This window comes from Pseudomonas sp. ICMP 460, from assembly GCF_002723595.1.
Classification (GTDB): Bacteria; Pseudomonadota; Gammaproteobacteria; order Pseudomonadales; family Pseudomonadaceae; genus Aquipseudomonas; species Aquipseudomonas kitaguniensis.
In genome coordinates this window covers 1-23,626 of sequence record NZ_LKBR01000017.1, presented here as the reverse complement: position 1 = coordinate 23,626, position 23,626 = coordinate 1, and the positions used below count along the sequence as shown (strand labels likewise).

Genomic DNA, 23,626 nt, shown 5'->3' with positions numbered 1-23,626 from the left:
TATGAGCGAGTTGTTGTCCTCAGTCAGTGAACACCTCCTGGCACCCGGTGGCGTGACCATCGAAAGCTTGCAAACCGTGCTCGGCGATCTGGCCGGGCCAGGCATCGACGCAGCCGACCTGTATTTTCAGGGGCAGATTTCCGAGTCCTGGGCGCTCGAAGACGGCATCGTCAAGGAAGGCAGCTTCAACCTTGACCAAGGTGTAGGCGTGCGTGCGCAGTCCGGTGAAAAAACCGGTTTTGCCTACAGCAACGCAATCACGCTGGAGGCCTTGGGGCTGGCCGCGCGTGCCGCGCGCTCGATTTCCCGTGCGGGTCAACATGGCACGGTGCAGGCGTTCAGTACCCAGGACGTGACTCAGTTGTACGCACCGGATAACCCGCTGGAAGTGATCAGCCGTGCGGAAAAAGTCGATTTGCTCAAACGAATCGATGCGGCCACCCGCGCCCTCGACCCGCGTATCCAGCAAGTGACCGTGAGCATGGCCGGTGTGTGGGAGCGCATTCTGGTGGCCTCCACCGACGGCGGGCTGGCGGCGGATGTACGGCCGCTGGTGCGCTTTAATGTCAGTGTGATCGTCGAGCAGAACGGTCGCCGCGAGCGCGGCGGCCACGGCGGTGGCGGGCGTACCGACTACCGTTATTTCCTCGCCGAAGACCGTGCCATGGGTTATGCCCGTGAAGCACTGCGTCAGGCGCTGGTCAACCTGGAAGCGATTCCGGCACCGGCGGGCACATTGCCGGTGGTGCTGGGTTCGGGTTGGTCCGGCGTGTTACTCCACGAAGCGGTGGGCCATGGCCTCGAAGGCGATTTCAACCGCAAGGGCAGTTCGGCCTACAGCGGGCGCATGGGCGAAATGGTCGCGTCCAAGCTGTGCACGATTGTCGATGACGGCACCTTGGCCGGTCGCCGTGGCTCGCTGAGCGTCGACGACGAAGGCACGCCGACCGAGTGCACCACCCTGATCGAAAACGGCGTGCTCAAAGGCTATATGCAAGACAAGCTCAACGCGCGCCTGATGGGCGTTGCGCGCACCGGTAACGGCCGGCGCGAGTCCTACGCGCACTTGCCGATGCCGCGCATGACCAACACTTACATGCTCGGTGGCGAAAGCGACCCGGCAGAAATCATCGCTTCGGTAAAACGCGGCATTTATTGCGCGAACCTTGGCGGCGGCCAAGTGGACATCACCAGCGGCAAATTCGTGTTCTCCACCAGCGAGGCGTACCTGATCGAAGACGGCAAGATTACCGCGCCGGTCAAAGGGGCGACGTTGATTGGTAACGGGCCGGAAGCCATGAGCAAGGTGTCGATGGTCGGTAACGACCTGTCGCTGGACAGCGGCGTGGGCACCTGCGGGAAAGACGGGCAGTCGTTGCCGGTGGGTGTCGGCCAGCCAACTTTGAAAATTGATGCGATCACCGTGGGTGGCACGGGCTCGTAAGACGTGGAGCTTCGGGTGGCGAAGACCGCCACCCGCGGAAGAGGATCAGCGCAGGCCGCGTTGAGTCTCGTCCAGCTCACGGATGTATTTGAAAATTTTACGGCTGGTGGCCGGTGCCTTGTTTTGCGCCAGTTCGTGCTGGGCCTGACGGATCAGGGAGCGCAATTGCTGGCGGTCCGCGTCCGGATATTCCAGGACGAACTTCTCCAGCACCGCGTCATCGCCCGAGATCAGGCGGTCACGCCAACGTTCCAGGTTATGGAAACGTTCGTTGTACTGGCGAGTGGAGGCATCCAGTTGATCAAGCAATGTGAGGATCGCGTCAGTGTCCTGGTCGCGCATCAATTTGCCGATAAACATGATGTGCCGTTTACGCGCGATATTCGCGGTGTGCTTGGGCGCATCCGCCAGCGCCCGACGCATTTCGTCGGTCAACGGCAGTTTTGCAACCAAATCCGGCTTGAGCGTTGTAAGGCGCTCGCCAAGGTCAACCAGAGCATGCAGCTCGCGTTTGACTTGGGTTTTGCTTTTCTCCCCATCGAGGGAGTCGTCGTAAGAATCAACCATGGTGGCAGTCCGCAAAGAAACGCCGCCATGATAACCAGTCGGGGGCCGCTTGTCCGGCCCGGTCGCTCGATGGCCTTAACCGAAAGCAGAATTTGAGTGGAGAAAACCATGAGTGCAGCCCAAAGCGTCGGTCCGCAAGCGTTACCGGCACTGCAGGAACAAGTCGAGCAGATCCTCGCCGAGGCCAAGCGCCAGGGCGCCAGTGCCTGTGAAGTGGCGGTGTCGCTGGAGCAGGGGCTGTCGACGTCGGTGCGCCAGCGGGAAGTGGAAACCGTCGAGTTCAACCGTGACCAGGGTTTTGGTATCACCTTGTACGTCGGCCAGCGCAAAGGCTCGGCCAGCACCTCGGCAAGCGGCCCGGAAGCGATTCGCGAGACCGTTGCCGCGGCGTTGGCGATTGCCAAGCACACCTCGGAAGATGAAAGCTCGGGGCTGGCCGACAAGGCGCTGATGGCCAAGGACTTGAAAGATTTTGATCTGTTTCACGCCTGGGACATCACGCCCGAGCAAGCCATTGAGCAGGCGCTGACCTGTGAAGCGGCGGCGTTCGACGCGGATGCGCGCATCAAGAATGCCGATGGCACCACCTTGAGTACCCATCAGGGCTGCCGCGTGTACGGCAACAGCCACGGTTTTATCGGCGGTTACGCCTCCACTCGCCATAGCTTGAGCTGCGTGATGATCGCCGAAGCCGACGGTCAGATGCAGCGTGACTACTGGTATGACGTCAACCGCAAGGGTGAATTGCTGGCAGACCCGGCCAGCATTGGCCAGCGTGCCGCGCAACGTGCAGCGAGCCGCTTGGGCGCGCGCCCGGTGCCGACCTGTGAAGTGCCGGTGCTGTTTTCGGCCGAGCTGGCGGGCGGATTGTTCGGCAGTTTCCTCAGCGCGATTTCCGGTGGCAACCTGTACCGCAAATCGTCGTTCCTTGAAGGCGCACTCGGCCAGAAGCTGTTTCCCGAATGGCTGACCATTGATGAGCGTCCGCACCTGATGCGCGCCATGGGCAGTTCGTCGTTCGACGGTGATGGCCTGGCGACTTATGCCAAGCCGTTCGTCGAGAAGGGCGAGTTGGTGTCCTACATCCTGGGCACTTATTCCGGTCGTAAACTCGGCCTGCCAAGCACCGCCAACTCAGGTGGCGTGCATAACCTGTTTGTAACGCATGGCGACGAAGACCAGGCGGCGCTGTTGCGGCGTATGGGCCGTGGCCTGCTGGTGACCGAGCTGATGGGCCATGGCCTGAATATGGTGACCGGTGATTACTCACGCGGCGCCGCAGGTTTTTGGGTAGAAAACGGCGAGATTCAATTCGCTGTCCAGGAAGTGACCATCGCCGGCAACATGCGCGACATGTTCAAGCAGATCGTGGCTGTGGGTAACGACCTGGAGCTGCGCAGTAATATTCGCACGGGCTCTGTGCTGATCGAGCGAATGACCGTCGCCGGCAGCTAACCCTCCGACGCCTCACCAAAAAGGCGCGCCATCTAACCGAGGGCGCGCCTTTTTCATGCCTGTGTCACAGGTGGATTAACATGCCACTCTTGTTTTGATTCTCAATATCATTTAATAATAAATATCATTACCGAATGAGTGTGGATCATGAGTTCTGTCCTGCATGAGGATCCGTACCAGGAAAGCTGGCGCTGGATGAGTCGTCAGATTCGCTGCGGCCTTGCCCCGGATGAGCCGCGCCTGATCGAACATTACCTCAATGAGGGGCGATACCTGGCGTGTTGCAGCGCGACCCATCCGTGGACGATCGCCGAGACTTCATTCCGGCTGCTGCTCGACACCGCCAGCGATATCGCCTTGCCCTGGCATTGGCGATCCCTGTGCATGGACCAGGCGTGGCGCCCATTGCGCGACCTCGAAAAACTCTCCCGTTGTGCCTGCCGTCTCAAGCGCTGGCAGGCCTTTGCCTGGCAATTGGCGACCTGCGAATTGCTGCCTTCCCTTTCCGTTTCTGACCTGGTGCAAGGATCTAACGATGAGTAACACCCGTATCGAACGCGACAGCATGGGCGAACTGCAAGTGCCTGACGAGGCCTTGTATGGTGCCCAGACCCAGCGCGCGGTGAACAACTTCCCGATCAGCCACCAGCGTATGCCGGCGCAATTCATCCGTGCCCTGATCCTGGCCAAGGTGGCAGCCGCCAAGGTCAACGTCGACCTGCAACAGATCAGCGCGGCGCAGGGCAAAGCCATTGTCGATGCTGCCCAAGGCTTGTTGGAAGGCGATTACATGCCGCATTTCCCGGTGGACATCTTCCAGACCGGCTCCGGCACCAGTTCCAACATGAACGCCAACGAAGTGATTGCGACCCTGGCCAGCCGTTTGCTGGGCGAGGCGGTCAACCCCAATGACCACGTAAACTGCGGCCAGAGCAGCAACGACATTATCCCCACCACCATTCACGTCAGCGCAGCGTTGGTTTTGCATGAACAAACGTTGCCGGCTCTGCTGCACCTGGTGCAAGTGATCGAGCGTAAGGCCGAAGAAGTTCACCCGTTTATCAAGACTGGCCGCACCCACCTGATGGATGCCATGCCGGTGCGCATGAGCCAGGTGCTGAATGGCTGGGCGCAACAGCTCAAGGCCAACATCGGCCATTTGCAGGACTTGCTGCCGAGCTTGCAGGCCCTGGCTCAGGGCGGCACCGCCGTGGGGACCGGGATCAACGCGCACGCGGAGTTTGCCGCGCGCTTCAGTCAGCAATTGAGCAGCCTGACCGGCGTTAACTTCACGCCAGGCAAAAATCTGTTCGCGTTGATCGGCTCCCAAGACACCGCCGTGGCGGTTTCCGGCCAATTGAAGGCCACCGCCGTCTCGCTGATGAAAATCGCCAACGATTTGCGCTGGATGAATTCCGGCCCGCTCGCAGGCCTCGGTGAAATCGAGTTGGAAGCTCTGCAACCGGGTTCGTCGATCATGCCCGGCAAGGTCAACCCGGTGATACCGGAAGCGACCGCGATGGTCGCTGCGCAAGTTATCGGCAATGACACGGTGATTACCGTGGCGGGTCAGTCCGGCAATTTCGAATTGAACGTGATGTTGCCGATCATCGCGCAGAACCTGCTCAGCAGTCTCGAACTGCTGGCCAACGCCAGCCGTTTGCTGGCCGACAAAGCCATCGCGAGTTTCAAGGTCAATGAGGCCAAGCTCAAGGAAGCGCTGTCACGCAACCCGATTCTGGTCACTGCACTCAACCCGATCATTGGTTACCAAAAAGCCGCTGAAATCGCCAAGAAGGCCTATCAGCAAGGTCGACCGGTGATTGATGTCGCCCTCGAACACACCGACTTGCCCCGTAGCCAACTGGAAATCCTGCTGGACCCGGAAAAGCTCACGGCCGGCGGCGTGTAATCACCGACTCTGCTTTGGAGGCTCACCATGGAGCACTGGAAACGCACGATCGAACGCGCCAATCGCTGCTTTATGCAGGGCGAGTTGGTCGACGCTCGCGAGGCCTATTTGCAAGCCCTGGCCCTGGCTCAAGTGTTATTCGAGCGCTGGGCGGATGCTGACGAAGCAGTGGCGGCTTGCGTCATTTCCCATCACAACCTGGCGGACTTGCACCTGCGCCTTAACCAGCCCGAGGAAAGCGCCGAATACCTTTGCGCTATCCACCAGCGCCTGTTGCAAACGCTGCAGGACACACGCCTCAGCCCGCAATTGCGCGAGGCGGCGCTGCGCCAGAGCAGCAAGACTTACGTCGAACTGTTGAATTTCATCAGCGATCACGGTGAGTACCCGCGTACGCACCGCCTGCTGGGCGGCGCCGCTGCGCACACGGGCGCGGCGACTCGCAACAGTCCTTATTACGGAGCACATTGATATGTCCTACACCTTGCCTGCCTTGCCTTACGCCTACGACGCCCTGGAACCGCATATCGATGCGCAGACCATGGAAATTCACTACACCAAGCACCACCAGACCTACATCAATAACCTCAATGCGGCGGTCGAGGGCACCGAATTTGCCGGCTGGCCGGTTGAGAAGCTGGTGTCGAGCGTTCAGCAATTGCCGGAAAAGCTGCGCGCCGCAGTCATCAACCAGGGCGGCGGCCACGCTAACCATTCGCTGTTCTGGGCGGTGATGTCACCCACCGGCGGCGGCAAACCCGAGGGCGAATTGGGCCAGGCGATAGAGGCGCAGTTGGGCGGTTTCGAGCGGTTCAAAGAGGCCTTCACCAAGGCGGCGTTAACCCGTTTCGGCAGCGGCTGGGCTTGGCTCAGCGTCACCCCACAAAAGACCCTGGTAGTGGAAAGCAGTGGTAACCAGGACAGCCCACTGATGAACGGCAACACGCCTATTCTCGGTCTCGACGTGTGGGAGCATGCCTATTACTTGCTGTACCAGAACCGTCGCCCGGAATACATTAACGCGTTCTACAGTGTTATTAATTGGCCGGAAGTCGCCGCCCGCTATGAAGCCGCCTTGGCCTGACTTTCCCCTACAACACGACCTAAGGCCGACTATGGGCACTGAAACACTGGCGATCAGCAGCGTGCGAATGTTTCGTTATGCGTTTGGCTCGCTGCTGCTATTGGCAGGTACTGCATTGCTGGTGGCCAACGGGATCGCCTGGCTCGGCTTGGAGCCACGCATATTGCGTGCCTTGCAGGGCGGGTCGATCTGCGCGCTTGGCACGGCGCTCGGCGCGCTGCCGGTATTGGTTATTCGTCGTATGCCGGTGGCACTGAGCGATACCCTGTTGGGCTTTGGTGCCGGAGTGATGTTGGCGGCGACGGCCTTTTCGCTGATCGTGCCGGGCATTGCCGCCGCTGAAAGCCTCGGCCTGTCGCCTTGGGGCGCGAGTGGTTTGATCAGCCTTGGCATCATGCTTGGGGCATTCGGGCTTTATTTGGTCGACCGCAAAGTGTCCGGCGCCAGCCCGGAGATGTTGGTGGGCACGCCGGGTAAACCGGTGATTCCTCCGCGCATCTGGCTGTTCGTGTTTGCGATCATTGCCCATAACATCCCGGAAGGCATGGCAGTGGGCGTCTCCGCAGGCGGGGGCATGCCGGACGCCGACAGCTTGGCCATGGGCATAGCCCTGCAGGATGTGCCGGAGGGTTTGGTGATTGCGCTGGTATTGGCGGGGGCAGGCATGTCGCGCGCCAAGGCATTTTTGATCGGTGCCGCGTCAGGCCTGGTCGAGCCGGTGTTTGCCGTGCTGTGCGCCTGGCTGGTGAGCTTGGCCGAAGTATTGCTGCCCTTGGGGCTGGCATTGGCCGCGGGCGCGATGCTGTTGGTGGTCACCCATGAAGTGATCCCCGAATCGCGGCGCAATGGCCACGAAAAGCTTGCCAGCCTTGGCTTGTGCATCGGGTTTTGCTTGATGATGGTGATGGATACCGCATTGGGCTGAGGCCATTGCGGCCTCGTGCCTGCCTCGGTGGATGAATTTACTCACCCTCATCAAAGAAGTTATTGATCAGCGCCACCAGTGCGTCCATGGCTTCCTGTTCTTGCTCGCCTTCGGTCTTCAGGTGGATCCTGGTGCCCTTGCCGGCGGCCAACATCATCATGGCCATGATGCTTTTGCCGTCGACCATGGTTTCCGGCGTGCGCCCCGCGCGGATCTGGCAGGGGAATTGCCCGGCAACACCGACGAATTTTGCCGAAGCGCGGGCATGCAGGCCCAGTTTGTTGATGATTTCAATTTCCAGAGCGGGCATCGCGCAGGTGTTCCTTTCAGCTAAGGTCGCGGTGGCGAACCTGGACGTTCTTGAGGGTTTGTTGCAGCACCTGGCCCAAACGTTCGGTCAGGTAGACGGAACGATGGTGGCCGCCGGTGCAGCCGATGGCAATGGTCACGTAGGCGCGATTACTCGCGGCAAAGCGCGGCAGCCATTTGAGCAGGTAACTGGAGATGTCCTGATACATCTCTTCGACATCCGGTTGCGCGGCCAGGTAATCGGCCACGGGCTTGTCCAGCCCGGACTGTTCACGCAGCTCGGGCTTCCAGTAAGGATTCGGCAGGCAGCGCACATCAAACACCAGGTCGGCATCCACCGGCATGCCGCGCTTGAACCCAAACGACTCAACCAGAAATGCCGTACCAGGCTCCGGCTGATTCAACAGCCGCAGCTTGATCGCATCACGCAACTGATAGAGGTTCAGGCCGGTGGTGTTGATCTTGAGGTCGGCGAGGTCAATGATCGGCCCGAGCAGGTTGGTCTCGTCCTCAATGGCTTCGGCCAACGAGCGATTGGCGCTGCTGAGGGGGTGCCGCCTGCGAGTCTCGGAGAAGCGCTTGAGCAGCGTTTCTTCATCGGCATCCAGGTACAGCACGTCGCAGTGAATATGCTTGGCGCGCACTTCCTCAAGCAGTTGCGGGAAGCGCACCAAGTGGCTGGGCAGGTTACGCGCGTCGATCGACACGGCAACCAACGGTTGCGCCAGTTCGGTGTGAATCAGCGCGCGCTCCGCCAGTTCCGGCAGCAGACCGGCCGGCAAGTTGTCGATGCAATAGAAGCCGCTGTCCTCAAGAACGTTGAGGGCGGTACTTTTACCCGAGCCGGAACGGCCACTGACGATGATCAAACGCATGATTACTGCCCGTTTTGTTCGTCCAGGACAACCTGATAGAGCGCCTCGTTGCTACTGGCACTGCGCAGTTTGTCGCGGACTTCCTTGCGGTCCAGCATGCTGGCGATCTGCCGGAGCAGTTCCAGGTGTGCATCGGTGGCGGCTTGCGGGACCAGCAGAACGAACAGCAGGTCGACCGGGGCACCGTCGATGGCGTCGAAATCGATGGGTTTTTCCATGTGCAGCAGGGCGCTGACAGGCGATTCACAGCCTGGCAGGCGGCAGTGCGGGATGGCGATGCCGTTACCAAAACCCGTCGATCCGAGTTTTTCACGGGCAATCAGCGACTCGTAAACAACTTGCTCATCCAGATCAGGCACTTCGCGGCTGATCAGTTTGGCAATTTCTTCGAGGGCTTTCTTTTTACTGCCGCCCGGCACGTTCACGAGGGAACGGCCGGGGGTCAGGATGGTTTCAAGTCGGATCATGGGGGGAGAGTTAACGACCTGTACCTTGCATCAGGTGCAGATTCTTTTCCTTATGCTTTATGAGTTGGCGGTCCAGCTTGTCGTAGAGCGAGTCAATCGCCGCGTACATGTCGTCATGTTCCGCATTGGCGACGACCTTGGCATTCGGTATGTGCAGGGTGGCCTCGATTTTCTGCTTGAGCTTGTCGACCTCCATGATGACCTGCACGTTGGTGATCTTGTCATAATGCCCCGCAAGCTTGTTCAGCTTGCTCTCGGTGTACTCACGCAGGGGCTTGGTGACTTCCAGCTGGTGTCCACTGATGTTGACTTGCATACAGCTTCTCCTTCGTTGCCAGTGCATAAAGCGACAGGCAGAAATGCCTGCCACTGGAACGCTATGGCCCGCCCGTCACATCAAACGTTTACGCTCGCTGGAAGGCGCGATCCCAAGGGACTCGCGGTATTTGGCGACGGTTCGACGGGCGACCTGAATGCCTTGTGCCTCCAGTAAACCAGCGATCTTACTGTCACTCAATGGCTTTTTCTGATTTTCCGCGGCAACTAGTTTTTTGATGATCGCGCGGATCGCCGTGGACGAGCATTCACCGCCTTCGGAGGTGCTGACGTGGCTTGAGAAAAAGTATTTCAACTCATAAATACCGCGAGGGGTATGCATGAATTTTTGCGTGGTTACCCGCGAAATCGTTGATTCGTGCATGCCCACCGCTTCGGCGATATCGTGCAGCACCAAGGGTTTCATCGCCTCGTCGCCATATTCCAGGAAGCCGCGCTGGTGCTCGACGATCTGGGTAGCCACTTTCATCAGGGTTTCGTTGCGGCTTTGCAGGCTCTTGATGAACCAGCGCGCTTCCTGCAACTGGTTACGCATGAAAGTGTTGTCGGCGCTGGTGTCGGCGCGGCGCACAAAACCTGCGTATTGCGGGTTTACCCGCAGGCGTGGCACCGATTCCTGGTTCAGCTCCACCAGCCAGCGCTCGTTGTCTTTGCGCACGATCACATCGGGAACCACATATTCAGCTTCGCTGGACTCGATCTGTGAGCCCGGGCGAGGGTTGAGGCTCTGTACCAACTCGATGACCTGGCGCAGGTCATCTTCCTTGAGCTTCATGCGGCGCATCAGTTGGCTGTAATCGCGGCTGCCCAGCAGGTCGATGTAGTCGGTCACCAGGCGCTGGGCTTCAGTCAGCCAAGCGGTTTTGGCGGGCAGTTGGCGCAGTTGCAGCAACAAGCACTCGCTGAGCGTGCGCGCGCCGATACCGGCAGGCTCGAACTGTTGGATGCGGTGCAGGACGGCTTCGATTTCGTCCAGCTCAATGTCCAGTTCCGGGTCGAAGGCCTCAAGAATCTCCTCAAGGCTTTCGTCCAGGTAGCCCTGATTGTTGATGCAGTCGATCAGCGTCACCGCGATCAGGCGATCGGTATCCGACATCGGTGCCAGGTTCAGTTGCCAGAGCAAATGGCTCTGCAAGCTCTCGCCGACAGACGTACGGGTGGTGAAGTCCCACTCGTCATCATCGTTGCTCGGCAGGCTGCTGGCGCTGGTCTGGTAAACGTCTTCCCACGCGGTGTCCACCGGGAGTTCGTTGGGAATACGTTCATTCCATTCGCCGTCCTCAAGGTTATCCACCGTAGGGGCGGTTTCCTGGTAGGAGGGTTCCTGCACATCAGCGTTGGGTTTTTGCTCGATGTTATCGGCCAGCGGGTCTGCATTATCGAAGTCGTCGCCTTCTTCCTGGCGTTCGAGCATCGGATTGGACTCCAGGGCCTCCTGGATTTCCTGTTGCAGGTCCAGGGTCGACAATTGGAGAAGGCGGATGGCCTGTTGCAGCTGCGGTGTCATCGTCAGCTGCTGGCCCATTCTCAGGACTAGCGATGGTTTCATGGCAGGGGCTTAACACCTTATTCGCCGGCGCAATGCGCCATCCACGACAGGGCGCGTGAGCGCCAAACATAAGCAAATTATATGCCTGATATCCAGTGCTTTGCCTAGAGCGCGGTAACAATAAAAAAATCGAGCTTTTTATTGACTCCCGCGCACCCAGGCGCAAGGCCGGACACCACCGTACTTACAGGCGGAACTCGTGGCCCAGGTAAACTTCCTTGACCAGTTCGTTGGCCAGGATGGTGGCTGAGTCGCCTTCGGCAATCAGCTGGCCATCGTTGACGATATAAGCTGTTTCACAAATATCCAGGGTCTCACGCACGTTGTGGTCGGTGATTAGTACACCGATGCCCTTGGCCTTGAGGTGATGGATGATCTGCTTGATGTCGCCGACCGAGATAGGGTCGACGCCGGCAAACGGTTCGTCCAGCAGGATAAATTTCGGCGCAGTGGCCAATGCACGGGCGATTTCTACACGGCGACGCTCACCACCCGACAAGCTCATGCCGAGGTTGTCGCGAATATGGTTGATGTGGAACTCCTGCAGCAGGCTTTCCAGTTCCTGGCGGCGGCCGTCACGGTCGAGTTCCTTGCGGGTCTCAAGGATCGCCATGATGTTATCGGCGACCGAGAGTTTGCGGAAGATCGACGCTTCCTGGGGCAGATAGCCAATACCTGCGCGCGCACGACCGTGCATCGGCTGGTGGCTTACGTCCAGGTCGTCGATCAATACGCGGCCTTGATCCGCCTGGACCAGCCCCACAATCATGTAGAAGCAAGTAGTCTTGCCGGCACCGTTGGGGCCGAGCAGGCCGACGATCTGGCCGCTGTCGATCGACAGGCTGACATCGCGCACGACCTGGCGGCTTTTATAGGCCTTGGCCAAATGCTGGGCTTTCAGGGTTGCCATTAATTGGCCTTCTTCGCAGCGGGTTTGGGCGCAGGGGCGGCGGCGTCTTTCTGCTTCGGCTGGATAACCATGTCGATGCGCGGTTTCGGCGTACCGATTTTCGCGCCGGTCGCACGACCCGCCTGGGCGATCTGCTTCACCGTGTCGTAGGTGATTTTTTCACCGTCGGTGGTGTTGCCATCGCTGCTCACGACACGCGCTTGATCGATCAGAATGATGCGATTTTGCTGGGCGTGATACTGGATGGTCCTGCCGTAGCCCTTCATCGGGGCAGGGTCTGCAGCGGCCTGCTTCTGTTCGAAGTAGGCCAGGTTGCCCACCGACGTTACCACGTCGATCTCGCCTGCCGGGGTACGCGTGAGCGTCACTGTGTTGCCAGTGATTTTCATCGAGCCTTGGGTGATGATCACGCCGCCGGTGTAGGTGGCCACGCCTTGTTTGTCATCCAGCTGAGCATCGTCAGCCTGAATGTGGATCGGTTGCTCGCTATCGTTCGGCAGAGCCCAGGCGCTCACGCTTCCCAGTGCTGCGCCCAGACTGAGCAAAATAGGGAGAGTTTTAACGAGCCTCATACTGTCCTCTTACGTTCGATAGCAGGTGTATCCTGCTTTCTTTCAAATACGCTTTCATTCCCTTGCCAGTCGATACACCGCCAGCGCCGTCGATTCTAACGTCTTGCTCGGTCTGCGCATATTGCTGTTGTGGGAAAACGGTCATGCGACTGCTGGTAATGATGGTGTCGCGGTTCTGGTCGTCAGTGCGCGCAACGCGTACCGAGTCGATCAGCTCCACCTGCGTGCCATCCGAATTGACCTCACCGCGCAGGCTGGTGACGTGCCATGGAAATTCGGTGCCACGGTAAAGGTTCAGGTCCGGGTTGGTCAGCAAGGTGACGTCGGAGGCCTTCAAATGTTCGACTTTGTCCGAGGTCATTTCGTACTGCACCTTGCCGTCAGGCAGGAACTGCACGCTGTAGGCGTTGGTCGCGTAATTGTCGATAGCGCCTTCATCCACCTGTGCAACAGGCTTGTCGAGGAAGCGCTCCGGGCTGATATTCCAGTAGCCCACCGCCAGGAACAGCGCGGCGATGACTCCGAATAGCAGGAAGTTGCGAATCTTTTTGCTCAGCATAAAACGCTCTATAGGTAGGCGGCGTGGGCCGCTTCAAGACTGCCTTGGGCGCGCAGGATCAACTCGCAGAACTCGCGGGCTGCACCTTCACCGCCTCGTGCGCTGGTAATGCCATGCGCGTGTTCACGAACAAACGCCGCAGCATTCGCGACGGCCATGCCCAGACCCACCCGGCGAATCACCGGCAGGTCGGGCAGGTCGTCACCCAGGTAGGCGACCTGCTCATAGCTTAGGTTGAGTTGGCCAAGAAGCTCGTCCAGAACCACCAGTTTATCCTCGCGGCCCTGATACAGGTGAGGAATCCCCAGGTTTTGTGCGCGGCGTTCCACAACCGGTGTTTTTCGACCACTGATAATCGCTGTTTGCACGCCGGCCGCCATCAACATTTTGATGCCTTGGCCGTCGAGGGTATTAAACGTCTTGAATTCGCTGCCGTCTTCGAGAAAGTACAGGCGGCCATCGGTCAGCACGCCGTCGACGTCGAAAATCGCCAGTTTGATGTTTTTACCGCGTTGCAGCAGGTCGCTGGTCATTTACATCACTCCCGCACGCAGCAAGTCGTGCGTGTTCAGGGCGCCGATCGGGCGGTCGTCGCTATTGACCACCACCAGTGCGCCAATCTTGTGGTCTTCCATGATCTTCAGCGCTTCGGCTGCAAGCATCTCGGGGCGGGCGGTCTTGCCGTGTGGCGTCATCACCGCATCAATGGTTGCCGTGTGAATATCAATAGTGCGGTCCAGCGTGCGGCGAAGGTCACCGTCGGTGAACACCCCGGCCAGGCGCCCGTCGGCTTCCAGGATCACGGTCATGCCGAGGCCCTTGCGGGTCATTTCCATCAGCGCGTCCTTGAGCAAGGTGCCACGCTGCACGTGGGGCAATTCGTCACCCGAATGCATGACGTTTTCAACTTTTAGCAGCAGGCGACGGCCCAGGGCGCCGCCAGGGTGCGAAAACGCAAAGTCTTCAGCGGTAAAGCCGCGAGCTTCCAGCAGTGCCACGGCCAAGGCATCGCCCATGACCAGCGCAGCCGTGGTCGAGGAGGTTGGCGCCAGGTTCAGCGGGCAGGCTTCATGCGCTACATGCACGTTCAGGTTCACTTCGGCGGCCTTGGCCAGCGTGGACTCCGGGTTGCCGGTGACGCTGATCATTTTGATGCCCAGGCGTTTGATCAGCGGCAGCAGGGTCACGATTTCGTTGGTGGTGCCGGAGTTCGACAGCGCCAGGATGATGTCATCCTTGGTGATCATGCCCATGTCGCCGTGGCTGGCTTCGGCCGGGTGCACAAAAAAAGCCGTGGTGCCGGTGCTTGCCAGTGTGGCGGCGATCTTGTTGCCGACGTGGCCGGATTTACCCATGCCGAGCACGACGACACGGCCTTTGCTGGCCAGAATCATCTCGCACGCGCTTACGAAATCCGCGTCGATATGGGCCAGTAAACCCTCTACGGCTTCAAGCTCGAGGCGGATAGTGCGTTGGGCGGATTGAACAAGCTCGCTGGATTGGCTCATGTCTGAAATCGTATAGCCTGACGAAAAGGCGGCGATTATAGCGGTAATGATCAATTCCCTCACGCAAGTTCGTCAGGCTTTATTCTGCAGGTGCCTAGATTCGTACTCGGCAGCGTTTTTTGCCTGTCCTTAATCTGAACGAGCGCTGTTCCGGCCTTGGGCGCTTCCTGTCAGCGGTGATATAGTTCGCCGCCAGTTCGGTCCGCCAACACCATGTAGCTAAATATTACGCGTTCGTGCAAACGAAAGTCGCAACCGTGGTGTCTGAGTGAAAGGCTGCATCCCAAGGAGATTAGATGAGTGCCGATAACGCCTACGCGGTCGAGCTGAAGGGCCTTACCTTCAAGCGCGGGACGCGCAGCATCTTCAATAACGTCGATATTCGCATTCCCCGCGGCAAGGTCACGGGCATAATGGGGCCTTCCGGTTGCGGTAAGACCACCCTGTTGCGCCTGATGGGCATGCAACTGCGGCCCAGCGCCGGCGAAGTGTGGGTCAACGGCCAGAACCTGCCGAAGCTTTCGCGCAGCGATCTGTTCGATGCGCGCAAGCATATGGGCGTGCTGTTCCAGAGTGGCGCGTTGTTCACCGACCTTGATGTGTTCGAAAACGTAGCGTTCCCACTGCGGGTGCACACCCAGCTGTCGGACGAAATGATTCGTGACATTGTGTTGCTGAAACTGCAGGCCGTGGGGCTTCGCGGTGCCGTCGACTTGATGCCCGACGAACTGTCCGGTGGCATGAAGCGCCGTGTTGCGCTGGCGCGAGCCATTGCCCTCGATCCGCAGATCCTCATGTACGACGAGCCGTTTGTAGGTCAGGACCCCATCGCCATGGGCGTTTTGGTGCGCCTGATCCGTCTGCTCAACGATGCGCTGGGAATCACCAGTATCGTGGTTTCTCACGATTTGGCCGAAACCGCGAGCATCGCTGACTACCTTTATGTAGTCGGCGACGGCCAAGTGCTGGGGCAGGGCACGCCTGAAGAGCTGATGAACGCCGACAACCCGCGTATTCGCCAATTCATGACCGGCGATCCCGACGGCCCGGTGCCTTTTCATTTTCCGGCAGCGGACTACCGCTCAGATCTTCTGGGGAAGCGCTGATGCGCAAAACATCTTTACTCGAAAAGGTTCGCCTTTTCGGTCGCTCCGGTATCGACATTGTCGAAGTGCTGGGGCGTTCGACGATTTTCCTGTTTCACGCATTGCTCGGCCGTGGCGGCATTGGCGGCGGTTTCGGCCTGTTGCTCAAGCAACTGCACTCGGTGGGCGTGATGTCGCTGGTGATCATCGTGGTCTCCGGGATTTTCATCGGCATGGTGCTGGCGTTGCAGGGCTTCAATATCCTTGCAAGCTACGGTTCGGAGCAGGCGGTGGGGCAGATGGTTGCGCTGACGCTGTTGCGCGAACTCGGCCCGGTGGTGACCGCGCTGCTGTTTGCCGGGCGCGCAGGTTCTGCACTGACCGCCGAAATCGGCAACATGAAGTCCACCGAGCAGTTGTCCAGCCTTGAGATGATCGGCGTGGACCCGCTCAAGTACATCGTTGCCCCGCGCCTGTGGGCCGGCTTCATTTCCCTGCCGCTGCTGGCGATGATTTTCAGCGTGGTCGGTATTTGGGGCGGTTCCTGGGTCGCGGTTGACTGGTTGGGCGTCTATGACGGCTCTTACTGGGGCAACATGCAAAACAGTGTGACCTTCAGCGGCGACGTGCTCAACGGCATCATAAAAAGCATCGTTTTCGCTTTTGTCGTCACCTGGATCGCCGTATTTCAAGGCTATGACTGTGAGCCCACTTCCGAAGGGATCAGTCGCGCCACCACCAAGACCGTTGTATACGCCTCGCTGGCGGTACTGGGCCTTGACTTCATTTTGACTGCCTTGATGTTTGGAGATTTCTGATGCAAAACCGCACTGTTGAAATCGGTGTCGGCCTTTTCTTGCTGGCTGGCATCCTGGCTTTACTGTTGCTGGCCCTGCGGGTCAGCGGCCTTTCGGCCAGCCCTACGGCCGACACTTATAAACTTTACGCGTACTTCGACAATATCGCCGGTTTGACTGTCAGAGCTAAAGTGACCATGGCCGGTGTAACCATCGGCAAGGTCACGGCAATCGATCTGGATCGCGACAGCTTCACCGGCCGAGTCACCATGCAATTGGACAAGAAGGTAGATAACCTGCCGACCGACTCCACTGCATCTATTCTCACCGCGGGTTTGCTGGGCGAAAAGTACATCGGCATCAGCGTGGGTGGGGAAACAGACCTGCTCAAGGATGGTTCGACCATCCACGACACACAGTCGTCGTTGGTGCTTGAAGACTTGATTGGTAAATTCCTGCTCAATACGGTCAATAAAGACGCCAAATGAGGAATCTGTTCATGATCTCTACCTTGCGACGTGGCCTGCTGGTGCTGCTGGCAGCACTGCCGATGATGGCCAACGCGGCGGGTTCTGCGCACGATCTGGTGCAGGACACGACCAACAGGATGTTGGCTGACTTGACGGCCAACAAAGAGCAGTACAAGCAAGACCCTACCAAGTTCTACGAAGCGTTGAATACGATCGTGGGTCCGGTGGTCGATGCCGAAGGCATTTCCCGCAGCATCATGACGGTCAAGTATTCGCGCAAGGCTACGCCTGCGCAGATGCAGACCTTCCAGGAAAACTTCAAAAAGGGCCTGTTCCAGTTCTACGGCAACGCTTTGCTTGAGTACAACAACCAGGGTATTACCGTCGCTCCAGCCGGTGATGAGTCGGGTGATCGCACCAGCGTCAACATGACCGTCAAAGGCACCAACGGCGCTGTTTACCCGGTGCAATACACGCTCGAGAAGGTCAAGGGCGAGTGGAAGCTGCGTAACGTGATCATCAATGGCATCAACATCGGCAAGCTGTTCCGTGATCAGTTCGCTGACGCCATGCAGCGCAATGGCAACGACCTGGACAAGACCATCAATGGTTGGGCCGGTGAAGTCGCCAAAGCCAAAGAAGAAACCGACAAACAAGCTGCCGGGAAGCCTGCGCAATGACCGAGTCGGCTGTTCGTCTTGGCGAGGCCGGCGAGTTGTTCCTCAGTGGCGTGCTGGATTACCGCACCGGGCCTGACCTGCGCAAGCAGGTCCAGGCGCTGATCGATAGCAGCACCGCGCCTGCGCTGGTGGTAGATTGCTCGGCGGTCACCAAATCCAGCAGCGTTGGTTTGTCGTTGTTGCTGTGCTTCATGCGTGATGCGCAAGCGGCCAATAAACCGCTGAGCATCCGCGCGATGCCCGAAGACATGCGTGAAATAGCCAAGGTTTCGGGTCTGACCGAGCTGTTGGCACACCCTTAATAGCCATTATCAAGAAAGCCCCCCGTCAGAGTCCTGCTATGCGGGGTTCGCAGGCGCGGGGCTTTTTTGTATGATGTGCGACCCGCGCGCACTGGGCGCCGATAGAGGTTGAGCATGCAGGCCTACGAAGTTAAGAGTTTCCTTGAAGAAAAGCTGCCGGAAAACCTTTCTTCACAAGTGCAGGTCGAGGTTGAAGGCGAAGGCTGCAACTTCCAGCTGAACGTGATTAGCGATGAACTGGCGGCACTGAGCCCGGTCAAGCGTCAACAGCAGATCTATGCCCATTTGAACCAGTGGATCACCGATGGCAGCATCCACGCGGTCACTATGAAATTTTTCAGCCGCGCGGCCTGGGCCGAGCGCACCTGAGCCCCCAAGGCGTCGAGATTCTTATGGATAAATTAATTATTACCGGCGGTGCCCGCCTAGATGGCGAGATTCGCATTTCCGGCGCGAAAAACTCTGCCCTGCCGATTCTGGCGGCGACCCTGCTGTGCGATGGCCCGGTCACCGTGGCCAACCTGCCGCACCTGCACGACATCACCACCATGATCGAGCTGTTCGGTCGCATGGGCATTGAGCCGGTGATCGACGAGAAGCTGTCCGTCGAAATCGACCCGCGCACGATTAAAACCCTGATCGCCCCGTACGAGTTGGTTAAAACCATGCGTGCGTCGATCCTGGTACTAGGCCCAATGGTTGCCCGTTTCGGTGAAGCCGAAGTCGCTCTGCCTGGCGGTTGCGCCATCGGTTCGCGTCCGGTCGACCTGCACATCCGTGGCCTTGAAGCCATGGGCGCGACCATCGACGTCGAAGGCGGCTACATCAAGGCCAAGGCACCGGAAGGCGGCCTGCGTGGTGCAAACTTCTTCTTTGATACCGTCAGCGTCACCGGTACCGAGAACATCATGATGGCCGCTGCCCTGGCCAACGGCCGCAGCGTATTGCAAAACGCCGCGCGCGAGCCGGAAGTGGTCGACCTGGCTAACTTCCTGATCGCCATGGGTGCCAACATCACTGGCGCCGGCACCGACACCATCACCATTGAAGGTGTCAAACGCCTGCACTCGGCCACCTACAAAGTGATGCCGGACCGTATCGAGACCGGCACCTACCTGGTGGCTGCTGCCGTTACCGGTGGCCGCGTCAAGGTCAAGGACACTGATCCGACCATCCTTGAAGCGGTGTTGGAAAAGCTCAAGGAAGCCGGTGCTGAAATCACCACCGGGGATGATTGGATCGAGCTGAACATGCACGGCAAGCGGCCAAAAGCCGTTAATGTGCGTACCGCTCCGTACCCGGCGTTCCCGACCGACATGCAGGCGCAGTTCATTTCCTTGAACGCCATTGCTGAAGGCACCGGTGCCGTGATCGAGACCATCTTCGAAAACCGCTTCATGCACGTGTACGAACTGCACCGCATGGGCGCCAAGATCCAGGTCGAAGGCAACACCGCCATCGTCACCGGTATCGACAAGCTCAAGGGCGCGCCAGTCATGGCTACCGACCTGCGTGCCTCGGCCAGCCTGGTCATTTCGGCGCTGTGCGCTGACGGTGACACGCTGATCGACCGCATTTACCACATCGACCGTGGTTACGAATGCATCGAAGAAAAACTGCAGATGCTCGGCGCCAAAATCCGTCGCGTACCGGGCTAGTCCCAGGCGCTGCGAACACCACTACCGTGGCGAGCGGGCAAACCCGCTCGCCACAGGACAGTAATAGCCTGTTGAAGGACTGACGTTTTCCATGTTGACCATCGCACTGTCCAAGGGCCGCATCCTTGACGACACTTTGCCGCTTCTGGCTGAAGCGGGCATCGTGCCGACCGAGAATCCGGACAAAAGCCGCAAGCTGATCATCCCCACGACCCAGGACGACGTTCGCCTGCTGATCGTACGGGCTACCGACGTGCCGACTTACGTTGAACATGGCGCGGCCGACCTCGGCGTCGCCGGCAAAGACGTGCTGATGGAATACGGTGGCCAGGGTCTGTATGAGCCCCTCGACCTGCGTATCGCCCTGTGCAAGCTGATGACCGCCGGCCGTGTCGGTGACGTCGAGCCCAAAGGCCGTCTGCGCGTGGCAACCAAGTTCGTCAACGTCGCCAAGCGCTACTACGCCGAACAAGGCCGTCAGGTAGACATCATCAAGCTCTACGGCTCGATGGAGCTGGCGCCACTGATTGGCTTGGCGGACAAGATCATCGACGTGGTCGACACCGGTAACACGCTGCGTGCCAACGGTCTCGAACCTCAAGATTTTATTGCTGACATCAGCTCCCGCCTGATCGTCAACAAAGCTTCAATGAAGATGCAACACGCGCGTATCCAGGCATTGATCGACACCCTGCGCCAGGCAGTGGAGTCTCGACACCGCGGCTGACTCACCCGCGTAGCTGAAAGGCTGCGCCCGTCTATCCGCCTCATAGCCAGAATTCTCAGGTGCCCAAGCGGATCGGCTGCTAACGTTCGGCGCCTGAGCATTTTTTGCCAATCCTATGAGGCCCTCGCTATGACCACGTCCACTGCAATTGCCCGACTCAACGCTGCCGACCCGGATTTCGCCAAGCATCTGGATCATCTGCTGAGCTGGGAAAGCGTGTCCGACGACTCGGTCAACCAGCGAGTACTCGACATCATCAAGGCCGTGCGCGAGCGCGGTGACGCGGCGCTGGTGGACTTCACCCGCCAGTTCGATGGCCTCGACGTGGCGTCGATGTCGGACCTGATCCTGCCGCGCGAGCGCCTGGAGCTTGCCCTGACGCGCATCACCGCGCCGCAGCGCGAAGCCTTGGAAGTCGCGGCAACACGCGTGCGCAGCTACCACGAAAAGCAAAAGCAGGACTCGTGGAGCTACACCGAGGCCGACGGCACTGTGCTCGGCCAAAAGGTCACGCCGCTGGACCGCGCCGGCCTTTACGTGCCGGGTGGCAAAGCGTCTTACCCGTCGTCGGTGCTGATGAACGCGATACCGGCCAAAGTCGCGGGCGTGACCGAAGTGGTCATGGTGGTGCCGACCCCGCGCGGTGAAATCAACGAACTGGTGCTGGCGGCGGCGTGCATCGCAGGTGTTGACCGCGTGTTCACCATCGGCGGCGCCCAAGCGGTTGCGGCCCTGGCCTACGGCACCGAAAGCGTGCCGAAGGTCGACAAAGTGGTCGGCCCCGGCAACATCTACGTCGCCACCGCCAAGCGCCATGTGTTTGGCCAGGTCGGTATCGACATGATCGCCGGGCCTTCGGAAATCCTCGTGGTGTGTGACGGCCAGACCGACCCGGACTGGATCGCCATGGACCTGTTCTCCCAGGCCGAGCACGACGAAGACGCGCAGGCGATTCTGGTCAGCCCGGATGCCGAGTTCCTCGACAAGGTCGCCGCCAGCATCGATAAGCTGCTGCCAACCATGGAGCGTGCCGAGATCATCGAAAAGTCGATCAATGGCCGTGGCGCGCTGATTCTGGTGCGCGATATGCACCAGGCCATCGAAGTGGCCAACCGTATTGCCCCGGAACACCTGGAATTGTCGGTCGCGGACCCGCAAACCTGGCTGCCGTCGATTCGTCACGCAGGCGCGATCTTCATGGGCCGCCACACCAGCGAAGCGCTGGGCGATTACTGCGCCGGGCCGAACCACGTGCTGCCGACCTCCGGCACCGCGCGCTTCTCGTCGCCGCTTGGGGTGTATGACTTCCAGAAGCGTTCTTCGATCATCTTTTGCTCGCCACAGGGTGCTTCCGAGCTGGGCAAGACCGCCTCGGTGCTGGCCCGTGGTGAATCCTTGAGCGCCCACGCACGTAGCGCTGAGTACCGCATCCTCGACGAAAAAGGTAATTGAAATGAGCAAATTCTGGAGCCCCTTCGTCAAGGACCTCGTGCCTTACGTGCCCGGCGAGCAACCCAAGCTGGCCAAGCTGGTCAAGCTCAACACCAACGAAAACCCGTACGGCCCATCGCTCAAGGCGTTGGCCGCGATGCAGGCCGAGTTGAATGACAACTTGCGCCTGTACCCGGACCCCAACAGCGACCTGCTCAAGCAGGCGGTGGCCAAGTATTACGCGATCGACGCGGGCAAGGTGTTCCTCGGCAACGGTTCCGATGAAGTCTTGGCGCACATCTTCCACGGCCTGTTCCAACACGACTTGCCGCTGCTGTTCCCGGACATCAGCTACAGTTTCTATCCGGTTTACTGCGGCCTCTACGGCATCACGTCTGACCCTGTGCCGCTGGATGAGCAGTTCCAGATTCGTGCGGCGGACTACGCCAGGCCCAACGGCGGGATCATCTTCCCCAACCCTAACGCGCCGACCGGCTGCGTGCTGGCATTGGACGCAGTGGAGCAGATCCTCAAGGCCAGCCCGGATTCGGTGGTGGTGGTCGATGAAGCCTACATAGACTTCGGCGGCGAAACCGCCATTAGCCTGGTGGACCGCTACCCGAACCTGCTGGTGACTCAAACCCTGTCCAAATCGCGCTCCCTGGCCGGTTTGCGCGTGGGCCTGGCCGTGGGCCACCCGGACCTGATCGAAGCGCTGGAGCGGGTCAAGAACAGCTTCAACTCCTACCCGCTGGATCGCCTGGCGATTGTTGGCGCGGCGGCGGCGTTTGAGGACCGTGAGTACTTCGAGAAAACCTGCCAGCAGGTGATTGATAGCCGTAACCAGGTGGTTGCCCAACTTGAAGCCAAAGGTTTTGAGGTGTTGCCGTCAGCGGCCAACTTCATCTTCGCGCGCCACCCGCAACACGACGCGGCCGGCCTTGCGGCAAAGCTGCGCGAGCAAGGTGTGATCGTGCGGCACTTCAAGCAGGCGCGGATTGCGCAGTTCCTGCGCATCAGCATCGGCACGCCGGAGCAGAACCAAGCGCTGATTGATGGCTTGGGCGAGCTCTAAGCCACACTGAAGCTGCATGTTTGATGTAGCGCTTTCGCGCAGCAAGCGGGTTCGATGTGTTCTTTGGGTTTTCGTGCATATCCGGTATTTGGGTGATGGCTTGTATGGGTTTCGCTCTTACAGCGAGTCACTTTTGATAGAGCGCAAAAGTAACCAAAACGCTCTCGCCCCACCACTCGGTGCCTCGCTTAGGCTCGGCATGCCCGCACACAGGCTTGAATCCGTGAGCCGCCGCGATGGGCCATCCTTGGCCCAGCGCGGCTAACCCGGCGTCCTGCCGGGTTACCCACGGATTCAAGCCTGCGGGCGGCCATCGTGGTTTAACGGGGCGCTTCTCAGATCAAGATCAAGATCAAAAGCAAGAGCACGGCGGCCTGAAAGCCGACCTGAGTGGTTGAAGCAGATCAGAAGCAGGTCAAAGGCGGATTTTGCATACACAGTAGATCTGCTTTTNCAAGATCAAGATCAAAAGCAAGAGCACGGCGGCCTGAAAGCCGACCTGAGTGGTTGAAGCAGATCAGAAGCAGGTCAAAGGCGGATTTTGCATACACAGTAGATCTGCTTTTTTTTGCTTTTTGTGGGAGGGGGCTTGCTCCCGATTGCAGTGTGTCAGTTGAAAAATATTTATCTGACACACCGCCATCGGGAGCTTTCAAAAGTGACGGTCCATATCTGGGGTCGGCTTTCGGGCCGCCTGCTTAGATGATCGTTCCCACGCTCTGCGTGGTAATGCCGCTGCGGACGCTCTGCGTCCCGCTTTTTCAGCCATGGAATCTCCAACATTTGACCGCATTCTGCGTGGGAGACTGGGTCGGCTTTCAGGCCGCCTGCTTTTGATTGTGATCTTGATCTGAGAAGCGCCCCGTTAAACCACGATGGCCGAACGCAGATATTACGGAGCGGGCCGCCGCGACGGGGCAGGGACGCCC

General features: G+C 59.3%; 28 protein-coding genes. 17 read left to right on the top strand and 11 right to left on the bottom strand.

Going from position 1 to position 23,626, the window contains the following annotated elements:
* Position 1: 1 nt before the first annotated feature.
* A complete protein-coding gene (tldD, locus tag AO240_RS14005) occupies positions 2-1,444 on the top strand; it encodes a metalloprotease TldD (RefSeq protein WP_099236980.1) in 1,443 nt (480 codons plus the stop codon).
* Positions 1,445-1,489: 45 nt separating this feature from the next.
* Here the strand turns inward: tldD and yjgA are convergent, their stop codons facing one another.
* On the bottom strand, positions 1,490-2,011 hold the full coding sequence (gene yjgA / locus AO240_RS14000) for a ribosome biogenesis factor YjgA (protein WP_058414335.1): 522 nt from the start codon (positions 2,009-2,011) through the stop codon (positions 1,490-1,492).
* A gap of 108 nt (positions 2,012-2,119) precedes the next feature.
* Between yjgA and pmbA the strand changes: the two genes are divergently transcribed.
* The 6 genes from pmbA (at position 2,120) to AO240_RS13970 (ending at position 7,387) form a co-directional block, all read left to right on the top strand.
* Positions 2,120-3,466, top strand: a complete 1,347-nt coding sequence (gene pmbA / locus AO240_RS13995) for a metalloprotease PmbA (RefSeq protein ID WP_099236979.1) — start codon at positions 2,120-2,122, stop codon at positions 3,464-3,466.
* A 147-nt stretch (positions 3,467-3,613) separates the two neighbouring features.
* Positions 3,614-4,009: a FagA protein gene (locus AO240_RS13990; RefSeq protein ID WP_099236978.1), complete on the top strand. Its 396-nt coding sequence runs from the start codon at positions 3,614-3,616 to the stop codon at positions 4,007-4,009.
* On the top strand, positions 4,002-5,378 hold the full coding sequence (locus tag AO240_RS13985; RefSeq protein WP_099236977.1) for an aspartate ammonia-lyase: 1,377 nt from the start codon (positions 4,002-4,004) through the stop codon (positions 5,376-5,378). The genes AO240_RS13990 and AO240_RS13985 overlap by 8 nt, the downstream gene beginning before the upstream one ends.
* A gap of 27 nt (positions 5,379-5,405) precedes the next feature.
* Positions 5,406-5,849 (top strand): hypothetical protein, encoded by a 444-nt coding sequence (locus AO240_RS13980; protein ID WP_099236976.1) that lies wholly within the window; start codon positions 5,406-5,408, stop codon positions 5,847-5,849.
* A 1-nt stretch (position 5,850) separates the two neighbouring features.
* A complete protein-coding gene (locus AO240_RS13975; RefSeq protein WP_099236975.1) occupies positions 5,851-6,462 on the top strand; it encodes a superoxide dismutase in 612 nt (203 codons plus the stop codon).
* Between the two features lie 31 nt (positions 6,463-6,493).
* Positions 6,494-7,387, top strand: coding sequence for a ZIP family metal transporter (locus AO240_RS13970; RefSeq protein ID WP_099236974.1), 894 nt, complete (start codon positions 6,494-6,496; stop codon positions 7,385-7,387).
* Positions 7,388-7,424: 37 nt separating this feature from the next.
* Here AO240_RS13970 and AO240_RS13965 read toward each other — a convergent pair whose 3' ends face one another.
* The 10 genes from AO240_RS13965 to AO240_RS13920 form a co-directional block, all read right to left on the bottom strand.
* Complete coding sequence (locus AO240_RS13965) at positions 7,425-7,697, bottom strand: HPr family phosphocarrier protein (RefSeq protein ID WP_058414328.1); 273 nt, start codon at positions 7,695-7,697, stop codon at positions 7,425-7,427.
* Positions 7,698-7,713: 16 nt separating this feature from the next.
* Complete coding sequence (rapZ, locus tag AO240_RS13960; RefSeq protein WP_058414327.1) at positions 7,714-8,571, bottom strand: RNase adapter RapZ; 858 nt, start codon at positions 8,569-8,571, stop codon at positions 7,714-7,716.
* A 2-nt stretch (positions 8,572-8,573) separates the two neighbouring features.
* Positions 8,574-9,038: a PTS IIA-like nitrogen regulatory protein PtsN gene (gene ptsN, locus AO240_RS13955; protein WP_058414326.1), complete on the bottom strand. Its 465-nt coding sequence runs from the start codon at positions 9,036-9,038 to the stop codon at positions 8,574-8,576.
* A gap of 10 nt (positions 9,039-9,048) precedes the next feature.
* A complete protein-coding gene (gene hpf, locus AO240_RS13950) occupies positions 9,049-9,354 on the bottom strand; it encodes a ribosome hibernation-promoting factor, HPF/YfiA family (RefSeq protein WP_058414325.1) in 306 nt (101 codons plus the stop codon).
* A gap of 75 nt (positions 9,355-9,429) precedes the next feature.
* Positions 9,430-10,923, bottom strand: coding sequence for an RNA polymerase factor sigma-54 (locus AO240_RS13945; protein WP_099236973.1), 1,494 nt, complete (start codon positions 10,921-10,923; stop codon positions 9,430-9,432).
* 184 nt (positions 10,924-11,107) lie between these two features.
* The gene (lptB, locus tag AO240_RS13940) at positions 11,108-11,833 is read right to left on the bottom strand and encodes an LPS export ABC transporter ATP-binding protein (protein ID WP_004372092.1); all 726 of its coding nucleotides are present in this window, start codon (positions 11,831-11,833) and stop codon (positions 11,108-11,110) included.
* Positions 11,833-12,405, bottom strand: coding sequence for a lipopolysaccharide transport periplasmic protein LptA (gene lptA, locus AO240_RS13935; RefSeq protein WP_058414323.1), 573 nt, complete (start codon positions 12,403-12,405; stop codon positions 11,833-11,835). The genes lptB and lptA overlap by 1 nt, the downstream gene beginning before the upstream one ends.
* Positions 12,392-12,964, bottom strand: a complete 573-nt coding sequence (gene lptC, locus AO240_RS13930; protein WP_099236972.1) for an LPS export ABC transporter periplasmic protein LptC — start codon at positions 12,962-12,964, stop codon at positions 12,392-12,394. The genes lptA and lptC overlap by 14 nt, the downstream gene beginning before the upstream one ends.
* Before the next feature lie 8 nt (positions 12,965-12,972).
* On the bottom strand, positions 12,973-13,497 hold the full coding sequence (locus tag AO240_RS13925; protein ID WP_058414321.1) for an HAD family hydrolase: 525 nt from the start codon (positions 13,495-13,497) through the stop codon (positions 12,973-12,975).
* Positions 13,498-14,472 carry a KpsF/GutQ family sugar-phosphate isomerase gene (locus tag AO240_RS13920; RefSeq protein WP_099236971.1) on the bottom strand — a complete coding sequence of 325 codons (975 nt, stop codon included), beginning with the start codon at positions 14,470-14,472 and terminating at the stop codon, positions 13,498-13,500. It lies immediately after the preceding gene.
* 296 nt (positions 14,473-14,768) lie between these two features.
* Between AO240_RS13920 and AO240_RS13915 the strand changes: the two genes are divergently transcribed.
* From AO240_RS13915 to hisC, 10 genes are all read left to right on the top strand, one after another.
* Positions 14,769-15,578, top strand: coding sequence for an ATP-binding cassette domain-containing protein (locus tag AO240_RS13915; protein WP_058414319.1), 810 nt, complete (start codon positions 14,769-14,771; stop codon positions 15,576-15,578).
* Positions 15,578-16,375, top strand: coding sequence for a lipid asymmetry maintenance ABC transporter permease subunit MlaE (mlaE, locus tag AO240_RS13910; RefSeq protein WP_099236970.1), 798 nt, complete (start codon positions 15,578-15,580; stop codon positions 16,373-16,375). The genes AO240_RS13915 and mlaE overlap by 1 nt, the downstream gene beginning before the upstream one ends.
* On the top strand, positions 16,375-16,842 hold the full coding sequence (mlaD, locus tag AO240_RS13905; RefSeq protein ID WP_058414317.1) for an outer membrane lipid asymmetry maintenance protein MlaD: 468 nt from the start codon (positions 16,375-16,377) through the stop codon (positions 16,840-16,842). The genes mlaE and mlaD overlap by 1 nt, the downstream gene beginning before the upstream one ends.
* A gap of 11 nt (positions 16,843-16,853) precedes the next feature.
* Positions 16,854-17,504 (top strand): phospholipid-binding protein MlaC, encoded by a 651-nt coding sequence (locus AO240_RS13900; RefSeq protein WP_058414316.1) that lies wholly within the window; start codon positions 16,854-16,856, stop codon positions 17,502-17,504.
* Positions 17,501-17,806 (top strand): lipid asymmetry maintenance protein MlaB, encoded by a 306-nt coding sequence (locus AO240_RS13895; RefSeq protein ID WP_099236969.1) that lies wholly within the window; start codon positions 17,501-17,503, stop codon positions 17,804-17,806. Before AO240_RS13900 ends, AO240_RS13895 begins: the two co-directional genes overlap by 4 nt.
* Before the next feature lie 114 nt (positions 17,807-17,920).
* Positions 17,921-18,175, top strand: coding sequence for a BolA family protein (locus tag AO240_RS13890; protein WP_099236968.1), 255 nt, complete (start codon positions 17,921-17,923; stop codon positions 18,173-18,175).
* 23 nt (positions 18,176-18,198) lie between these two features.
* Positions 18,199-19,464 carry a UDP-N-acetylglucosamine 1-carboxyvinyltransferase gene (gene murA / locus AO240_RS13885; RefSeq protein WP_058414313.1) on the top strand — a complete coding sequence of 422 codons (1,266 nt, stop codon included), beginning with the start codon at positions 18,199-18,201 and terminating at the stop codon, positions 19,462-19,464.
* Positions 19,465-19,555: 91 nt separating this feature from the next.
* Positions 19,556-20,191, top strand: coding sequence for an ATP phosphoribosyltransferase (gene hisG / locus AO240_RS13880; RefSeq protein WP_027604802.1), 636 nt, complete (start codon positions 19,556-19,558; stop codon positions 20,189-20,191).
* Between the two features lie 129 nt (positions 20,192-20,320).
* Positions 20,321-21,643: a histidinol dehydrogenase gene (gene hisD / locus AO240_RS13875; RefSeq protein WP_058414312.1), complete on the top strand. Its 1,323-nt coding sequence runs from the start codon at positions 20,321-20,323 to the stop codon at positions 21,641-21,643.
* A gap of 1 nt (position 21,644) precedes the next feature.
* Positions 21,645-22,697 (top strand): histidinol-phosphate transaminase, encoded by a 1,053-nt coding sequence (gene hisC / locus AO240_RS13870; RefSeq protein WP_099236967.1) that lies wholly within the window; start codon positions 21,645-21,647, stop codon positions 22,695-22,697.
* The last annotated feature ends 929 nt before the right edge of the window (positions 22,698-23,626 follow it).

Excerpts from the sequence above, each read along its gene's own strand:
- tldD (WP_099236980.1), top strand. The coding sequence starts at position 2 with ATGAGCGAGTTGTTGTCCTCAGTCAGTGAACACCTCCTGGCACCCGGT.
- yjgA (WP_058414335.1), bottom strand. The coding sequence starts at position 2,011 with ATGGTTGATTCTTACGACGACTCCCTCGATGGGGAGAAAAGCAAAACC.
- pmbA (WP_099236979.1), top strand. The coding sequence starts at position 2,120 with ATGAGTGCAGCCCAAAGCGTCGGTCCGCAAGCGTTACCGGCACTGCAG.
- AO240_RS13990 (WP_099236978.1), top strand. The coding sequence starts at position 3,614 with ATGAGTTCTGTCCTGCATGAGGATCCGTACCAGGAAAGCTGGCGCTGG.
- AO240_RS13985 (WP_099236977.1), top strand. The coding sequence starts at position 4,002 with ATGAGTAACACCCGTATCGAACGCGACAGCATGGGCGAACTGCAAGTG.
- AO240_RS13980 (WP_099236976.1), top strand. The coding sequence starts at position 5,406 with ATGGAGCACTGGAAACGCACGATCGAACGCGCCAATCGCTGCTTTATG.
- AO240_RS13975 (WP_099236975.1), top strand. The coding sequence starts at position 5,851 with ATGTCCTACACCTTGCCTGCCTTGCCTTACGCCTACGACGCCCTGGAA.
- AO240_RS13970 (WP_099236974.1), top strand. The coding sequence starts at position 6,494 with ATGGGCACTGAAACACTGGCGATCAGCAGCGTGCGAATGTTTCGTTAT.
- AO240_RS13965 (WP_058414328.1), bottom strand. The coding sequence starts at position 7,697 with ATGCCCGCTCTGGAAATTGAAATCATCAACAAACTGGGCCTGCATGCC.
- rapZ (WP_058414327.1), bottom strand. The coding sequence starts at position 8,571 with ATGCGTTTGATCATCGTCAGTGGCCGTTCCGGCTCGGGTAAAAGTACC.
- ptsN (WP_058414326.1), bottom strand. The coding sequence starts at position 9,038 with ATGATCCGACTTGAAACCATCCTGACCCCCGGCCGTTCCCTCGTGAAC.
- hpf (WP_058414325.1), bottom strand. The coding sequence starts at position 9,354 with ATGCAAGTCAACATCAGTGGACACCAGCTGGAAGTCACCAAGCCCCTG.
- AO240_RS13945 (WP_099236973.1), bottom strand. The coding sequence starts at position 10,923 with ATGAAACCATCGCTAGTCCTGAGAATGGGCCAGCAGCTGACGATGACA.
- lptB (WP_004372092.1), bottom strand. The coding sequence starts at position 11,833 with ATGGCAACCCTGAAAGCCCAGCATTTGGCCAAGGCCTATAAAAGCCGC.
- lptA (WP_058414323.1), bottom strand. The coding sequence starts at position 12,405 with ATGAGGCTCGTTAAAACTCTCCCTATTTTGCTCAGTCTGGGCGCAGCA.
- lptC (WP_099236972.1), bottom strand. The coding sequence starts at position 12,964 with ATGCTGAGCAAAAAGATTCGCAACTTCCTGCTATTCGGAGTCATCGCC.
- AO240_RS13925 (WP_058414321.1), bottom strand. The coding sequence starts at position 13,497 with ATGACCAGCGACCTGCTGCAACGCGGTAAAAACATCAAACTGGCGATT.
- AO240_RS13920 (WP_099236971.1), bottom strand. The coding sequence starts at position 14,472 with ATGAGCCAATCCAGCGAGCTTGTTCAATCCGCCCAACGCACTATCCGC.
- AO240_RS13915 (WP_058414319.1), top strand. The coding sequence starts at position 14,769 with ATGAGTGCCGATAACGCCTACGCGGTCGAGCTGAAGGGCCTTACCTTC.
- mlaE (WP_099236970.1), top strand. The coding sequence starts at position 15,578 with ATGCGCAAAACATCTTTACTCGAAAAGGTTCGCCTTTTCGGTCGCTCC.
- mlaD (WP_058414317.1), top strand. The coding sequence starts at position 16,375 with ATGCAAAACCGCACTGTTGAAATCGGTGTCGGCCTTTTCTTGCTGGCT.
- AO240_RS13900 (WP_058414316.1), top strand. The coding sequence starts at position 16,854 with ATGATCTCTACCTTGCGACGTGGCCTGCTGGTGCTGCTGGCAGCACTG.
- AO240_RS13895 (WP_099236969.1), top strand. The coding sequence starts at position 17,501 with ATGACCGAGTCGGCTGTTCGTCTTGGCGAGGCCGGCGAGTTGTTCCTC.
- AO240_RS13890 (WP_099236968.1), top strand. The coding sequence starts at position 17,921 with ATGCAGGCCTACGAAGTTAAGAGTTTCCTTGAAGAAAAGCTGCCGGAA.
- murA (WP_058414313.1), top strand. The coding sequence starts at position 18,199 with ATGGATAAATTAATTATTACCGGCGGTGCCCGCCTAGATGGCGAGATT.
- hisG (WP_027604802.1), top strand. The coding sequence starts at position 19,556 with ATGTTGACCATCGCACTGTCCAAGGGCCGCATCCTTGACGACACTTTG.
- hisD (WP_058414312.1), top strand. The coding sequence starts at position 20,321 with ATGACCACGTCCACTGCAATTGCCCGACTCAACGCTGCCGACCCGGAT.
- hisC (WP_099236967.1), top strand. The coding sequence starts at position 21,645 with ATGAGCAAATTCTGGAGCCCCTTCGTCAAGGACCTCGTGCCTTACGTG.